Consider the following 17,120-nt stretch of genomic DNA (forward strand, 5'->3'; position numbering starts at 1 on the left):
TGGCGTCGGTGGTGGCGGTGTGGCACGTTCTCGTACACTCGCACATTGCTAAATACACTCTCTCCATTAGCACCTATGTCATGATCCATCGCAAGAACATATTGCATCACTCCCGTGTAATGCTGACCCACCGAATCATATACATAATGCTTGTGCGCCCACCACCGGTGTAGTTTGCATAATTCAGCAAACCCCAACTTTGGGTACCGTATACCTGAAAGGTTAAGTTTGAACTCAGGAACAAATCATTATCCAAGCCAATACCGTGAATTTCTCCCTGCACCGAACTGCGAAAATCAAATTCAAGCACCGTATTCGCGGTCACCGTGTAAGGGAAATTGATCTTCTGCCAACGGTTACCCACTAACCGTATCGTCGCTCCGCCATCTTCTACCGTCACGGTACCCGTGCCATCCTCAGAACTGACATAGACCGATGGTGGGTTACTATTAAAGCTGATACCTGGATTAACCGGCGCCGCAGCGACAGTAACCGTAAAACTCTGAGTATCGGAGCCGGCACTGTTGGTGGCCTGAATGGTCACTGCATGAACCCCTTCCTGACCCGCCTGTGGTGTCCAACTGATGAGGCCGTTATTGATGGTCATGCCCGTGGGCGCGGCAGTCAAGGTATAGCTGATCGGGGCGGTGCCGCTCGCTTCCACCCGGCTGTCGGCGTCATAGCTATAGGCCGTATTCACCGTGGCTGTCGTATTCGGCGTCGAGGTAATGGCAGGCGCAATTGGCGTCGGTGGCGGCGGCACGTTCTCGTACACTCGCACATTGCTAAACGAGCTTTCGCCTATCACATTGATATCGTCATCCATTACAAAGAACAAATATTGCATCACTCCCGTATAGTGCTGCCCAATAGGTATCACAAAATGCTGGAGGCCAAGACCGGAATAATTGGCATAAGTTGAGATGCCCGTATTTTGAGTTCCATAGAGTCTGAATATTTTGCTCACATCAAGCTGTGAGTAATTGGCCATGCCAATACCGTGAATCTCTCCCTCCTGGCTACTACTGAAATCAAACTCTAACACTGTGTCTGGCGTAATAACGTATGGAAAGTCTATCTTCTTCCACCGATTCCCATTAATCCGTAAGGTCACACCATTATTTTCAATCGCAACAGTACCGGATATATCCTCTGTGAGGACAAAGGGTGTGACTGGCTGTTGATTGAAATTGATAACAGGATAACTCGGTGCCGCTATAACGTTAATAGTAAAGCTTTGTGTATCGTTACCTGCCGCGTTACTAGCAATAATTTGCACAGGCTGATTACCTTCCTGGCCAGGCTGGGGTATCCAACTCACCAAACCCGTTTCGCTAACCGTCATCCCTGTAGGCCCATTATTCAAACTAAATGTAATAGGGTTACTACCTGCAGCACTGGCGCGATTGTCTGCATCATATATGTAGGGCAACCCTACTCTGGCAGTAATGGACGGCACAGAAGTGAATAGTGGAACTGGGGTAAATGAGCCAATACATTGCGCTGCATTCACCGAAGGGCCAATTTGATTTCGGCTACACTGGGAAAACGAGGTGCTGCCATTAATAATCGGATTCATTAAATATATGCCTGGCGTTGACGCACATGCCGAACCCGACTCATTATCATGCGGAGCGCCAAAGTTATGTCCAAATTCGTGCGCTGCGATCAAAGCACCAAATGCGCCATTGCCGCCAGCCTGAGTTAACCCAACTCCGTAGCTGTGACAAAGCCTATTCAAATAAGCAATTCCTACCGTATTGCCACTCAAGTTTTTACCTGTGAATAGATGCGCAAGGCCAGGATTCCCGACTTGGCTATTCACATATGCCTGGAAGTTGCTTAATAAATTAAGTGGATCTGTGGAGGTAAGGGAGCCATTACTGCTAAGCTGCATTATGTTCGTAATATTAATATGTACGCCAATTTGCTCTGAGAAAATACCGTCCACAATGTTCATTTGCGACATCACTTCTTCAGTGACATTCCCCGCAACTGAAGACGCATATTCAGTGTCTGTGACAATAACAACATTAATTTCTAGTGTTGCAGAAGATGCAGCTACCGCATTAGGCACCGCAGTCTCTAACTCTTCCACCAGTGCCTGGTAGCCAGAAGCCATATTCGTTGCACCGCTAACATGCATTCCACAGGTGCCGTTACTTTCGACTGAAGAGGACTTATAAATTACGCGATCGGTTTTAATAGTTCGAGACTTGAGGTCACCTCGCGTTTCTGTGTATACCAATTTATCCTGTACTGACTCGACCGAATCAATAAGAAACAGCTCTGACCCGTCAAAAAATGCTCCGTTGTATTTGCCCCTTACTTTACTGATACGAGCCCAAGAACCTGGAACGTTCGCGAGCTCCCCAGAATACAGCTCAACGTTTTTTATTTTTTCTGGATTTTGAAACTGATTCAGCAGCTTTTCGTTTTTTTGCAGCACCAACCGAAAGGGCACGCCATAAGCAAAAATCGCTAATTCTAACCCTTGTGACCCTTGTACTTGTTCCGAAATGATTATTGGCCGTACATCAGAGTACCGAACATCTGAGGACGCCGCAGCAACTGTGGCAAACGCACACTGTAAACAGAGATTAAAAATGAAAAATCCAAATAATATCTTACGTTTTATTGGCCTCATTCTACACCCTATTTAAAAATCCGGTTTTGATGCCCCTGGCGATCTTATTTCAAACGACAGTGCTGGGGCAGAGTAAATACAGTATAACTATTGATAAAAAGTATAGTCGTTAACTCTCAAATTCCCACAGCTCTTAAGTCGAAGACAGCTGATATCAGACTTTCGTATTTTTGAGTTTTAACTTTATCTAATTAATACAAGCTAGATTCGTGCCAACCTGTATCCAAATACTGGCTGACAAAAAGGTCAACTTCCAAAAATTCATCTAGAACCAACTATAACGCATTTGAAACGTTGTTATTTTTCACGAAAGGAAAGCAATACTTTGATTTATAATAATAATTTTCGTCGGCCCAGCCCCGCACCTTCGTTATTTCACATACCAAGCTGGCGATATCACTTTTTTAAAATTACAAAATTGCGGCCGCCGTTCTCAAAAATAAATAGTTTCTCCGAATTTAACGCCGCCAATAACACTTATGTAAAAAATATCGACATTAGGGCGATGAAAATTTATTTTCACTCAAAGTATAAAGTTTCCGACAATTTTTTCAGTAACTCTATCAACCTTGGATTTTCGACCCTGGTTAATTAGTACCAAGCCCTGCCAACACCTCTATCCCTAAACCATTTTGTGATAATAATCTTAGTCCCCTCTTCAACTGGTAGACCTTGGTGCACCGTACTTCTGTTAGGTTCTCCGTTTATGTGAAGATTATTCCAAATAACCGCCCGGCCTAGTTTTGGAGAAATAGTCACATCCAAATCAACAAATTTAGTACCGCCTCCCTTTGCAACCTCAGTGAGGTAGACCATGAATGTCCACGTTCTTTGGCCTCCTTTGCTGACATCGGTTAAATTAAAGTAATCCCGATGTGCTTTATATTCCTCCTGAATTTCATATTTCTGAACTTGGATATCTTCCGAGTAGGGTAGCCGGATACCCATACATTTTGCGATTTTGTCTTCTATTGATTTAATGAACGGGTTATCAAGCTTATATAAATGGCATGTTTTACTGGTTCGAAACCCCAAATCCTCTAGATATCCTTCTGTGGTGGAATACTCAAACCGAGGTTGACTAAGAGCAACTATTTGCTCGCATTCTGTTGGCGAGAGAAAATCATCAATGCTGTAAAGCTGCATTTGATTTTTTTCAACGACGTTAAGTTTTAGTTTCGGAAAATTTTTTCCTGGGACCAAAGCTGCAGATTTTTTATAACTGAGTGATGCTTTTTTTTCAGACATTTAAATGCTCTATACCAAAATGGATACAAAACACACAAATGGGTGGATATGTTATCGACACCAAATGTCAGAAAACATATGAGTGCGAGCTATAGAGTGACCTCTATTTGCTCGCCGCTACAAGTAGAATAGCCAAATGCAAATTAGTTTTAGGGATTATACTAGATTATTTGGCTGGATAAATCTTATCTGGAGCAGCAGCAAGCAGTTTTACTGAGCCTTCATAATTTCCTACTGGCTTGGATTCGCCAGATCGTAGCCAACTAACAGTCACATAGACATTACGTCTAAAATTTGTCGCGTCTATGGTTCTAAAGGTTACGTAGTCACTCTTCCTAGCATTTAGGCTGCCATCAATTGTGTGTCTTTCATTTTTAAAATCAACTAGCTCCCAGTTTTTTCCTGCCACCGAATAGCCGTCAATAACTTCAATTCGACATCCTTTAGATGAGTCTAATTGCACACCAGATGAATCATGCACATCATTTTTTAGGTTCAAATCCGAAACTAAACAGCTCAAATTTACTTGATCCGTTTCAGCTTCAATCCAAAACTCAAAGGTCGCTTCCAATCCATCTCTTTTTAAGTCTCCGGCATTCACAATCTCACTCACTGCGCGAACTGTGACTTCTGGCGTAGGCTCATTGGCATGACTAAATGAATCTGGAGTCTCCGCTTGTCCTAAAGAGGTAACTCCAAGGAAAATTGATAGAAAAAAATACTGAAACTTTGTCATATTCATTAGAGATCAAAGCCTATACTATCGAACAACAGTTGCTCAAAATTTTCTGACCCTAATGCAGCATCAAAATTAATACTTTCCTTGATGAGAGGAATGTCCAGATCGAACTCTCCCACATTGTAATCCCCGCGTTGGATACGCTCTAACTCTCTATCACTGATGATCTTCGCTAACAACGGTTGAACCTCAAGCTCCTGAAACTCTTCCGTACCGCTTATTACTAATTCGCGAGATCGATCCAACAACAATAATTTTTTATCAATTGTTTTTGGATCAACCTGTAATGAATACCTGCCTGGAATGGAATCAAGATAAAAACTACCGTCGTTACCAGTTACTGACTCACCAACAGTTTTTCCTGATTGGTCGGTTAGATATACTCTCGCGCCAACGATAGGCTCATAGCCACTTAAATTCTCCTGACGCTGTCCCTGTAACTTGCCAGCAACCGACACGAGCGGCGCCACACCAAAATTAACTTCAGTATAAGCACCACGTTCAAGAAAGGCGGTTTGTAAACCATGGGTTGGCTTATAGTGTGCAGGTATTGTTTCTTCGTTTAAGAATAATCTGAGTTCATCCTGGTTCAGCTGTTTGCTGACGGAAAAAAGTCCTTGTTCATTCGTCATCATGCCGCCATGAGATCCCTCGGAAAGCACCCCAATATCCGGAACACCAGGTTCACCTGGGTCATATTGGGCATTACCATTCTGATCCAAATAGACTCTACCTTTAACACCACCATACTCTGGATTTAAGTAGCTGGTAGCGCGAGATACTTTATAACCACTACCGCTGTTCGCAAAAAGGCTTTCCATGCTAACGTCTATAAAAATGCCAAACCCTCTGTTTTGGTCATACTCTGAAGTAAGGCTAATTCTGTTTCCGCGATTATTATTAAGCGAGAAGTTCAACCTGTTACGAATGTAATAGGAGTCCACCCATGAATCATGCCCGACCTCAGTTGAGAGTCCAATGAATTTATCCTGCAATCCCAGCGGCATCCATCCTAAATCTTCAAATAGCATACCTCTCCAATCATGATCCACTGAAACCCGCCGTGAGTAATCACCATTTTCAGACCAATCAAAAGTAAGGCGATGCTCGCCTGCAAACACTTTCGCCAAAGATACCTGCATACTTTCCGTACTTGCTAAATCAAGATTACCGTCCACCGTAACACCATTAAACAACTGCGAATGGCCGTAACCTAAACGTCCGGATTGTGCTCCTTGCTTCCTAACTGCCAGATAAAAAGACGGGAAATCAAAGTTTGCTCCCACCGTTAACTGGGTTACTTCATCGTTTTCATTCGGTGTAAAACGATTGGCAGACAAATAAAATGCAGAATATGGTATTGTTTTTGTTGTCAGCGTTAAATTTTGGAAACCCAGTGTATTGGTGGTTTCATTGTCTCGTTCCAGGTTATCACTGATCTCGCCAACCGTTCCATCAAGATTAAACCAAGCATTATTTCGCCATGTACCTCTAACGCTATACCCCTCACGATCTTGCAACTCGGCAGAAACACCGTTAAAAAACCCATTATCATAACGAAAATACTGTGCGGAGAAATCAAGCCCTTGAAATGGATACCAATTTCCCCTAACTCTGGCTCCCATACCATCAAAAGACATATCTTTTTGTAATTCACTGCTACCAAAGCTTTGTGCGAGGTCTGCCGAAAGCATGAGGTTTGAAAAAGCCAGCCAAGATACTTCTGTGCCAATATGGCTACTTTGATCCGCATATGTTCGCACGCTGGACTCAAACTGGTTTCTGGCATGAATGCCGGTTTGATGGGCAAGTGTTGCTCCCAAAGTAACTCGTGAATTCAAGCCGTAGAGTACACGTCCACCAGCCATTATGCCGTCGGCACCCCATTCTAATCTATTACGATCCGTCCCCATCCCGCCGATGTAAACCAATTGGCCTTCTGGTAATAAGCTGTCACCTCGAATGGTTGACTTATCCAGGGTAATCTCAGTCCCGTTAGGCTCTTTGATTTCAATTTTTATATCAACGAGGCTACCACTGGGAATCGATACATCAGCAAACTCGTAAGTACCATAACCCGCCGGTAACGCAGGGTCTTCCCGAACAATAATTGTTTCGACAACTCTATTGTTAATAACCAATTCAACGACCGAACCTTCTTCTGCGGTACCGGTGTAACTTTTCGTTTTTACAAAATTACGAAAATTTCCAAAACTTTGACTCTTTTCCGAATCCTGTCCGCCTAACGCGAAAGTACCGCTGGCCCTGACACCCGTTAGATTTATAAAAGGGAAGGCCAAATCATTTAAGGAAAAGCCAGCATCACCCAATGATAATTCATGATTATCATAGGTTCGAGTCCAGTCAAAACGCGAAGGAATGCTATAGTCTCGATCAGGCTTAGTAAAACCAGCATGTTGCTGATAAGACAAACTGGATTGATCAAAATTTAATCGATACCGTCCTCCTCCAAAATGTCCCCAAATTGATTCTGAGAAGGATGCGTTGAGAGCTGTCCCAGAAAGGTCAGTATATCGAGAACTATAATTCGCTCGAGTTTTTACAAAACCCACCAACGGTTTATCTGGCGAGGCCGCACCATGCGCTTCGGGCATACCAATTGGCGCTACAGTAGCTGCGGACAAACCACGAAAACGCTCATATTGCTTTTCCCAGATGGCAAATGAATGATCTGACGCTGCATTATAGGCATAGTTAGACTCATCCCAAGCCAAAGAAATATCAAATATTTCGGCTGCTACTGCTGCGGGGACATATACTTCCCTGGCACCTGTTATATCGGAAATACCAGTGATAAACCTGATCTTTTGTCGGCTTCCATTGAGCTCCATGGCACCGCTATTAAGATCCAAATTAACCTCAGAACCCCAATCTGTTTGAATAACTAATCTATCCGTTTGAGCTAAAATTCTTACCTCAAAGCGTTCAAGAAGCCTTATAAGAGGCAAATAACGCGAGCCATCTTCTGCAATCGCTAAATCAAGGTCATCAATTCTGATACCTTCCCAAGCGCCTCGGCCAGTAAGGACGAATTGAGCCACTTCAGTTTCCGCATATCCACTTGAGAAATATTCACCCGGCAATATGAGCGCTGCATCACCGGCTTTTAAACCAACAGTCTTTACAACATTTGACTGCTCTGCGTTACCTTTATTTTGTGTTATTTCGCCTGGTAACGGCTGGTCTGACAGGAGTGGGAGAGCGCTTTTATTGAGGTTTAATTTTTCTTGCAATACGACATTTGCCAACTCGAGCGGAGCCCCACTCTTATCGTTTTCATTCACTTGAGTTGTGTTGGCAGAAATAGGTTGCTCGTTAAAAACTCGAGCAGAAGGATCTAATAAAAATTGCTGGTTATCGAAAAGTAGGTCATCAGAAGACATTGCTCGCGACGCAAACAAAGCAAGGGCAACGAAAGTAGACTCTCGAAGCACTTTATAGCTAATTATGTTTTTTATACGAACTCGCATTGCCTGTCTAATTCCGTTTTAACGATTAAAGGTAAGTTCTTTAGTTAGTTTTTCCTTTAGATCGGGTGCGAAATACTCAATATGCATCGCATATTGTCCGGGCTCTATTTCGGGGCTCAATTTAGTTAAGTACTCACGCTTCATTTCCGGCAAGATTACGCCACCTGACAGCTTATCCTCATGCACAGTCTCGCCACTTTTGGATGTTAGCTTGTATTTGCCTGAAAGAAACAAAGCGCCATTACTAAGATTGGCAATTACAATTTTTAATAATTGCTGCCCATCAACATCGCCTTTTTCTAATTTCACGTTCTCTATCTCGCCTTTATAACTAAGCTCGCCAACAGCGGCGTACATAGGAACTAAAATGGATTGCGCAAAGTTGATAGTAAGATTTGTTTCGTCAAGCTTTTGAGTATGCGCTACTGGCACAAGCGACTCTAGCTCCATAACTCCCCAATAATGACCATTTTCTGCCTTTACTCTTGGAATGATGGTGTAACGCACTGTACGCTTACTATTCGGCGCCAAGGCAAATTCTTTTGGATTAAATTTTATCCAAGATGCCAGAGAATTTGCATCAGGCTTCATCACAGAAAAAGAACCATCTTCGTGGAAGACAAAATGATTAGCTTTAACACGGTAACGCTCTTCTGTATCGCCCGTATTAGCAATTTCAAACTTTCCAGACACTCTTCTTTTACCAGAATCCATCTTTACGCTAACAAATGATGGGGTCAAAGAAATGCCCGCCAGGGATAACTGTGGCAACAATAAAAATAATGTTCCCAGAACGATAGCGCGTAAACTCAAGGTTATCGTTGGGAAATGTGAAGTAAAAATCATATTAAATCCGTCCAAATTTTAAAATTAGTATTTTCATGGTTAACTACTTTACTGCTGCCCCTAAGGATAGCTCAATTAAACCGAGAGGCGCGTTTAAAAACGCAAATCTATACTATAATTAAATTTGGGCGGCCAACCTCCGTCCGACCTGCTCACTAAACGTGAAAAAGGAGTCCAATGCCCTTTTCAATTAACATTGGACTCCGCAGGTTCACGCACTACTATTTAACTAGTAGTTTGTGGTTTATGCACCATTACCACCGTACATTGCATAAACACGCATAAAGCCCATGTAATCGCCTTGAGCTTTTTCTGGATCCGTGTTGGTCCAATGCAGCTTACAGCTTACCCACTGAGTAGGCTCTTGGGTTCCGGCGTGGAAAGTAACAAAATTGGTTTGTTTGAATTCCCAGTTACCGTCCTGTAGCAACACACCAGAGTATGCTGCAGAACCGCCACCACCACTTTGATCCTGAGACAGGCTAGCAGTGATAGTTCCTGGAGCAGCTGTATCCAGTGGGATCGGCAATGTGTTGAAATCGCCAGCTACCGCTGGGTTAACACCACCTTTGTACAGATCAGTTCCGGCACAGGCGAATTTGTTAACCTGAACGTTAGAGTGAATCAGCCAATGACCAGTTGCCCAGAAAGCGCTGCCATCAGCAGAGCGATAAGCACCATAAGTTTGGCCATAAGCGATTCCGCCTAAAGTTCCACCGTTAGTGTTGCTGCCTGGATCATTCGCCGCATCGCTTTGGCTTCCAGAAGGGGCAGTACCACCACCAGTAGAACCACCACCGATAGTGATGGAAGGAGGGACTACAGCGTTGATTTTAGCAGTATCGTTAGCACCTGCATTTACTTCGGTTGTAAAGCTAGCAGCCATAGCAACGGCTGCAGCGATCAAGGTAAGTTTTCTCATTTGAATTTCTCCTAATTTTTCCATTTCGATTAAATTGAGGCGGACTGATTCATTTTGGAATTTCTTGTTTTACAAAAAGGATCAACCCAAACAATGCCCTCAGTTCCTAATGAAGCAAAAGCTGGGCCAACTTCAATAAAAAATCATATTATCCTTATTTAACAATGTATTAGCGATGAATGCCAACGTTAGCAGTAATTTCATAGGAGCTCTTTAAACAGTCGTTGTAAAATTACCTGACATGCCAATCCCAAACAACCCGCATAAGAATAACTCCATATTTCCGTCATTATTTGATGCCGCACCATACTGATAAATAAAAATGATTTGCGACTGAAAAAATTGGTAAATACTAAGCCCATCCACTATTACTGCCTGAGCAACGAAAAGCCCCCTAGATGAAATTAGGACAAGGGAATGCATGCTCTGAAAACAATAGACAAGACAAGTAAACATATCTCGGCCGTTTAAAAGACCAGGGGGATAGGATTAGTGCCGAGGGAGTTTAGATCTTGAGGCTCTGTGAATACAGAGTTTTATGCAGCCCTAAAAAGATAAAAGCAAGGACTATGACTAAAAGTGATCGCCATTCATAGCGTAAATTCGCATGTAACCGACGTAAACACCCTGAGACTTTTCGAGGTCATGATTAGTCCAGGTTAACTTGCAGTTAACCCACTGCGTGACCTGCTGCTGTGCACCATGAAAACTAACGAAAGCTGACTTTTTGAAAACCCAGTTGGGGTTAGATGAATCGGGCACCGCATCGCCCGTAAACTCAGAGAAACCCTCACGGCCACTTAAATCATTCGAAAGGCTCGCGCTCAAAATAGCTCCGCGCGCAAAATCAAGCGCTATGGGCTGGGTATTATAATCCCCTTGAATAGCCGGATTAACTGCGCCTTTGTACAAATCTGTACCGGAACAAGCAAATTTATTGACTTGGGTATTGGAGTGAATCAACCAACTTCCCGTGGCGACAAATGAATTGTTAGCCCCACTGTCTAGCGCAGTATAGGACTGTCCATAAGCTATCCCAGCAATAACACCACCGAGATTATTTCCCTGCGCAACCTGATTACCATTTGTTGGGTCGTCAGGATCCCCTGGCGCAGAAGACCCACCAATTTGAATCATAGGGATAATGGAGGCGTTAATTCTTGCCGTATCGTTAGTGCCGGCGCTTGCAAATTGCCATGCACAAACAAACGCTACGACTAAAGCCATTGCGCTATGCTGTTTCACTCGCCCTCACTTTCTTATTCACTATCATATTGCCCTGAGAGGTAACAAAAATTGATTTTGATTTTATTAAGTGCTGCAAAAATCACACCACAAAATGATATTAAAAATAAATATGTTTAACTCATTGTTTCTTATCATTTATAAAGCACTTCTCACTAAAAGTAGCGTAGTACCTTAAATTTAAAAAAGGAGTAATTGGAAAATTTCCTGACAGATTGATGAGATAAAGGGCCGGTGCATTTGTACGATACTCAGTTAAATTTCACCAAAAAATATTCATATGAGAACCACCCGGAAATAATGTCTATTACAGCCAGCAATAGGGCTTTCGCCCATTGTATTTTTTAGCGACGACACTCTTCTGAGTTTAGTACAAAAATGCTGATAGCAACCTAATTATTTGCTGCTCCGGAATTTGTAGCAGCGACATAACGTTGAATACTGTCATAGTTTCTGATCATGGGTTCTTTTTTGCGGATACCTTCTGGAAGGCTATCAAGGCCGCGCAGAGCAGCACTTCGATCTTCGTAGACACCATAAATAATGTTATACACTTCTTTATCACCCTTACGACTCACGAAATATGCCTTTTCCGCTTCCTGCAAAGGATACATATCAAAAAACTTGTTGACGAATTTCTTCGATGGCAACACGATCAAGTGTAAAAAGTAATGTCCTGGCTCCTGTTTTTTGATCCAGCTTTCACCATTTATTTTGGTAAATATTTCACGATTTTGCCCCCAGTTACTCTTGCCTGCAAACGAGCTATACCTTGAAACCCTTACCTGTGGATTTGCCTGTATGATCGGCAGCGCACTGTTATTGCTGGTAAGTTGTGACTGCAATTTCGCTATCGTTTGTTTAGCCGTATCTAACTCAACAGATAAAGCCGCCACATTATTTTCAAGCTCTGCCTGTTTATGCTGAGAAGCTTGATTTTGAGCAGCTATGTTCTCGATTCGGGTAGATTTTTCGTTAGCTTCCGCCAATAACCTTTTGGACATGTTTTCCGATTGTATTTTTTGCTCAGTGATACTCTTTAACTCAGCTAAAATTTCTTGCTTTTCTGTTTGCAAACTCGCCAGTGCTGCGGCTTGCGACTCAGCCATAGTCACCGCCTCTTCATAGCGCTTATTCAATTCATCACGCTGACTTTGCGCGAGGTTATTTTGCTGATCAATTTTTTCTATGGTTGCTTCAAGCCGGGCGACACTCGACAACGCCGATTCTAACTGATGGACAAGCTGGTCTTTACCTTTATTAGCCGCTAACAATTTCTGCTCCAAACTCGATTGCTGGGCGGCCACTTCAGATGATTGATTAACTCTCGATTTAAGCTGTTTAATCTCCTCACGAAGCTGTTGGCTTTCCATATCTCGAGCAAGCAACTCTTTTTGGATTTTTTCCTTCTCCAAATTTACCGCTTCGACGAGCTCTCCCAATTTACTTTCACCGCTATCTCGAGCCTTGAGCATATTTTGTAGACTCGCGATATTGGTTTCAGCATCTTTGAATTCTCTTTCTAACCTTTGTTTGTCCGCTAACAACTGCTGAAACTGGTTTTCCAGCTGCGCTCGTTCCTGATTTGTCTCTTGGTTCGCATGAGCAACATCCTTAAGCTGGTCAATCTCGGATTTCAACTCACCCGAACTCTTCAAATTAGCGGCCAAAGCGAGTTCAACGCGCTCTTTATCAGCACTAATAGTATCTACCAGCGCACGTAACTCACGCTCTTCATTACGACGCGCATTGAGCTGCGAGGTCAATTCTGAAATTTGATGACGGGATTCATTTAGCTGTTTGTTGAGCAGGGCGACTTGTTGATCTAGTTGACCTTTATTCTGCTGCTGCTCCGTCGCTAACTGCCTTAACTTTTCGACTTCCTCAAGCTCTTTTTTTAATTTTTCATTGGCGGCCAACAACGACTGCATATCCGTGACATTCGCTTTAGCACTTCGCAACTCCTGTTCTAAATTTTCTTTTTCAGACAGCACCTTGCTGTATTTTTTCTCTAATCTTTGCTGTTCTTTCTCTATAGCCGAACTTCTCTGGACAACATTTTTCAAGCTATCGATTTCAGCTTTAAGTCGCTCCGATTCCTGTTGGTTTGCGCTAAGCGCTAGATCAACATTTTGCTTCTCAGCGTTTACCGATTTAAGCAGTTCGTTGAGCTCCCGCTCCTCATTCTGTTGCGATTTCAACTGTTTTTGCAAATCAGCAACTTGGAGACGAGACTTTTCCAACTGCTGGCTCATTGACGTTATTTTCTGGTCCAGCCCATCGCCACTCTTTGATTTAGATTGGATTTGATTGCTAAGTCGTTCAATCTCTAACAAGTTATTTGTGACTTCCGTTGATAATGAAGCGACTTTCTTTCTCTCTTCCTGCAGCTGCGAGCTTAATTGTTTGACTAACTCAGCAGAGCTACCCGTTGGAACAGCCGCAACTGACTGTTTTTGTGAAATTTTATCACCTGATTCTGCTTTAAAACCTGCTAACACATTCGACTTTTTTGTCACTTCTATATTGGTCACACTCGCCAATTTTTGTTTGGCTTGAGCAATGCCTTGACCCGCCGCCTTCTCATACCAATACTTGGCCTGATTAAAATCTATCTCTGTCCCTCTGCCATTTTCGTACAGTACGCCTAAGTTGTATTGCGCTTGGGCGATTCCTTTTTTTGCCGCCATGCTAAAAAAGGTCAGTGCTTTTTCATAATCTACCGCTACGCCCTGACCAAATGCGTACGCTATGCCTAGGCTATACTGGGCGCTGGCATGATCATTACCAACCGCCTTTTCATACCATTTAACGGCTGCCACCTCATCTTTATCAACACCCAGCCCCTGAGCGTACATCAACCCCAAATTATATTGCGATTCCGCCACTCCCGATTCAGCCGCTAACTGCCACCAATGAGCCGCTTTTTTATAGTCCTGATTTACCCGGTCACCTTTGAAATAGCGAATACCCAAATCATGCTGCAAAGAAACGTTTCCTTGCTCCGCCGACTTCTCATACCAACTCATGGCCATTGCGGCATCTTTATTCACGCCATTACCATAGTCGTACATTATTGCGACCATTTCCTGGGCCTTAGCATTACCCTCTTCAGCCAGTGGCAGCAATAGCTTCATGGCTTTCTTATAGTTTTCTGTCAGATAAGCTTTACGACCATCCTCCAACACCCCCGCACAGAGGTAGGGCGTGATTAACATGAAACACAGAATAGCGATGGCTTTGCGTACACTCAGCATATTTGATAATTCCTTGGGCTTGCCCTTAAGTCACATACGCGATCATAGGGCTGTCATAGATCTACTGTTTGATACCAACCAATGATGAGTTAGTTTATGCACTAAACTCGTTTATTGCCAGCGAAGCAATGACAAATGCTTGCTCAGGACGCAATACCCTTGGGTTTCATTCGCTCTTGCAGAACAAACTTAAAATTGCGCGACGACATGACGATAGAACCCATAAAATAGTGTCTTTGATTATCAACATACCAATACACAGTTAGTTATTCTTTGCTATTATTCTTTATCAATTACAACCAGCGACCAGGGTCGTAGAGGAATTCTTAAATAAGGCCATAGGATATGGACAAGGTATAGATGGATGAACAACCGCCACATATTAGTCAAATCAAAGCGAGCAAAATCAATGCAAACTGAGACAAACGAACCTATGGCTACGGGAAATGAAAATAGATTATTACAGGCGCGCGTTGGTACGCAATGGTTAGTAGGCGCCATCATTACCCTGATACCACTGCTCACCGTCATTTATTTTATATTCGCTTGGGAGCCCGACCGTACCGACCCTGATGAGCACGTTAATAATCGACCCGTGATTTCTGACCCACTGGAGAAGCTTCCCGACGACTCTTTATCCAGAATACCTGCATTAGACCCCAATTTGAGCATACTGGAGTCAAAAATTAGTGACTCTGAAAGTAAGCCAAAACCGAAGGCTCGTCCTACTCAGCCACAGGTGGCGACAGGGACACTACCTAAGCTGGACCATAGCGATGATGAAGTACTCGACGGATTATCAACCCTATCTCCCCTGCTAGAATGGTACATATGGCTTTATACTGATGAAGTGGTACGCAAGTTTGTCGCCGTTATTGACAATATCGCGGAAGGAAAAATTGTCAGCAAGTACATCTCCATTCCTCAACCCGCTAAAACTTTCAAAGGCTTAATTGACGAGTCGGAAAAACACTATCTCGATCCGCAAAGCTACGAACGTTACAACATCTACGCCGATATTTTTGATTCGCTCAAGACTGAAGATATGGTAAATCTCTACTGGCGTTACTTTCCGCTATTTGAAGAGGCTTACAAAGAGCTAGGATATTCAGATGACCGCAAATTTCACGGCACTATGCTAAATGCCATAGATAGTCTGCTGGCGGCGCCAATAATACACGACCGAATTGAACTGGTACCACGCACATCCGTAATATATAAGTTTGCTGACCCAACGCTGGAATCACTCCCTAGCGCACATAAACAGCTTATTCGAATGGGCCCACGCAATATGCTAATTATCTTTAGAAAGCTCGAGGAAGTAAAAGAAGCCCTATCTGGTTAAGCCTCTCCACCATTGGTGCTTTCGCAAACAAATCACCATAAATGACAGCTATTTTTCATCCAATGGCTGTAGCGAAAAGCTATTTTTCGCTACAGTAGGCGCGGCCTGTGGTGCTGGCTGATGTTCGACCTTTTGTCGTGATAACTCTTTTAGCTTTCGTAAATCATCTTTGACATTCTTAGTCGAACCCACTTGCGCTAATAGATTCTTTTCAGCTTGTTCATTCTGTGATCGCACCATTTCTTCACTAGCTGTTTTGGGTTTTATCGCCTCCCCACCTCTCTTTTTCTCATCCAGCGTAATTTTGAGTCGAATATTGTTCGCAGAGTCCGCATTACGCAGCGCTTCTTCCATACTAATCTTACCTTCCTTGTAGAGCTGATATAGCGCCTGATCAAAGCTCTTCATGCCTTGTTCTCTCGATTTTTCCATCACTTCTTTCAGCGCATCCACCTCACCTTTTTTAATCAGGTCACGCACACGAGGTGTTCCCAGTAGGATTTCTATGGCAACAGTTCGTTTCGCATCTAAAGTCGGGATCAGACGTTGCGAAACTATACCCCGCAAATTCAACGAAAGATCTAAAAAGAGCTGGTTGTGCCGCTCCTCTGGGAAAAAGTTAATAATACGATCAAGTGCCTGGTTGGCGTTATTCGCATGCAAGGTCGATAAACATAGGTGACCGGTCTCAGCAAAAGCCAAAGCGTGCTCCATAGTTTCGCGGCTGCGAATTTCGCCGATGAGAATAACATCGGGAGCCTGCCGTAAAGTATTCTGTAGCGCATCCTCATAGCAGTCGGTATCAACGCCTACTTCACGCTGGTTAACAATACTTTTCTTGTGCCGATGTACAAATTCTACAGGGTCCTCGATCGTAATAATGTGGCCAGCGCTATTGCTGTTTCTATAATCGATCAAAGACGCCAATGAAGTCGATTTACCGGATCCCGTGCCGCCTACAAATAACACCAACCCGTGCTTTTTCATAACAAGCTGCGGTAATATTGGCGGTAAACCTAGCTCACTAAAATTAGGTATTTCGGTTTTAATTGCACGGATCACCATAGAAACTTCATTTCGCTGTTTAAATATATTAACGCGGAATCGCCCTAGGTTTTCCTCTGAAATAGCAAGATTCATTTCCGGTTTTCTTTCGAAATCATTTATCTGCTCTTCGTTCATTATTCCATAGGCAATCTGTCGTACCTTATCTACCGGCATCGCATCATTAGTTAGTGCGATGAGTTCTCCTAGACATTTAATGCTCGGCGGTGCGCCAGTACTTAAATAAAGGTCGGATCCATCACGCTCAACCAGAACTCTGAGAAGGTTTTTTAATTCCTGCATGTCAACTTCCTACAAAATCACTCATATGGATAG

Annotated in this window: 10 protein-coding genes; 1 reads left to right on the plus strand and 9 read right to left on the minus strand. The window is 43.2% G+C overall.

The annotated features are described in order from the left end of the window. Positions 1–106: 106 nt before the first annotated feature. The 8 genes from H6995_11625 to H6995_11660 all read right to left on the minus strand — a co-directional run bounded on the left by H6995_11625 (position 107) and on the right by H6995_11660 (position 14,395). Positions 107–2,647: a hypothetical protein gene (locus H6995_11625; protein MCP5215645.1), complete on the minus strand. Its 2,541-nt coding sequence runs from the start codon at positions 2,645–2,647 to the stop codon at positions 107–109. A gap of 591 nt (positions 2,648–3,238) precedes the next feature. Continuing rightward, complete coding sequence (locus tag H6995_11630; protein MCP5215646.1) at positions 3,239–3,895, minus strand: 2OG-Fe(II) oxygenase; 657 nt, start codon at positions 3,893–3,895, stop codon at positions 3,239–3,241. Positions 3,896–4,061: 166 nt separating this feature from the next. Further along, the gene (locus H6995_11635; GenBank protein MCP5215647.1) at positions 4,062–4,637 is read right to left on the minus strand and encodes a hypothetical protein; all 576 of its coding nucleotides are present in this window, start codon (positions 4,635–4,637) and stop codon (positions 4,062–4,064) included. Further along, positions 4,637–8,125 carry a hypothetical protein gene (locus H6995_11640; protein MCP5215648.1) on the minus strand — a complete coding sequence of 1,163 codons (3,489 nt, stop codon included), beginning with the start codon at positions 8,123–8,125 and terminating at the stop codon, positions 4,637–4,639. Before H6995_11640 ends, H6995_11635 begins: the two co-directional genes overlap by 1 nt. 18 nt (positions 8,126–8,143) lie before the next feature. Beyond that, positions 8,144–8,971, minus strand: a complete 828-nt coding sequence (locus H6995_11645; GenBank protein ID MCP5215649.1) for a hypothetical protein — start codon at positions 8,969–8,971, stop codon at positions 8,144–8,146. Positions 8,972–9,215: 244 nt separating this feature from the next. Beyond that, positions 9,216–9,893, minus strand: coding sequence for a hypothetical protein (locus H6995_11650; protein MCP5215650.1), 678 nt, complete (start codon positions 9,891–9,893; stop codon positions 9,216–9,218). Between the two features lie 573 nt (positions 9,894–10,466). Beyond that, positions 10,467–11,138 carry a hypothetical protein gene (locus H6995_11655; GenBank protein ID MCP5215651.1) on the minus strand — a complete coding sequence of 224 codons (672 nt, stop codon included), beginning with the start codon at positions 11,136–11,138 and terminating at the stop codon, positions 10,467–10,469. 392 nt (positions 11,139–11,530) lie between these two features. Next, positions 11,531–14,395 carry an SEL1-like repeat protein gene (locus tag H6995_11660; GenBank protein ID MCP5215652.1) on the minus strand — a complete coding sequence of 955 codons (2,865 nt, stop codon included), beginning with the start codon at positions 14,393–14,395 and terminating at the stop codon, positions 11,531–11,533. A 409-nt stretch (positions 14,396–14,804) separates the two neighbouring features. Here H6995_11660 and H6995_11665 point away from each other — a divergent pair, with 409 nt between their 5' ends. Further along, on the plus strand, positions 14,805–15,740 hold the full coding sequence (locus H6995_11665) for a DUF3014 domain-containing protein (GenBank protein MCP5215653.1): 936 nt from the start codon (positions 14,805–14,807) through the stop codon (positions 15,738–15,740). A gap of 48 nt (positions 15,741–15,788) precedes the next feature. Here H6995_11665 and H6995_11670 read toward each other — a convergent pair whose 3' ends face one another. Continuing rightward, on the minus strand, positions 15,789–17,087 hold the full coding sequence (locus tag H6995_11670; protein MCP5215654.1) for a PilT/PilU family type 4a pilus ATPase: 1,299 nt from the start codon (positions 17,085–17,087) through the stop codon (positions 15,789–15,791). Positions 17,088–17,120: the final 33 nt, after the last annotated feature.

This window comes from Pseudomonadales bacterium (assembly GCA_024234615.1).
GTDB lineage: Bacteria > Pseudomonadota > Gammaproteobacteria > Pseudomonadales > IMCC2047 > JAJFKB01.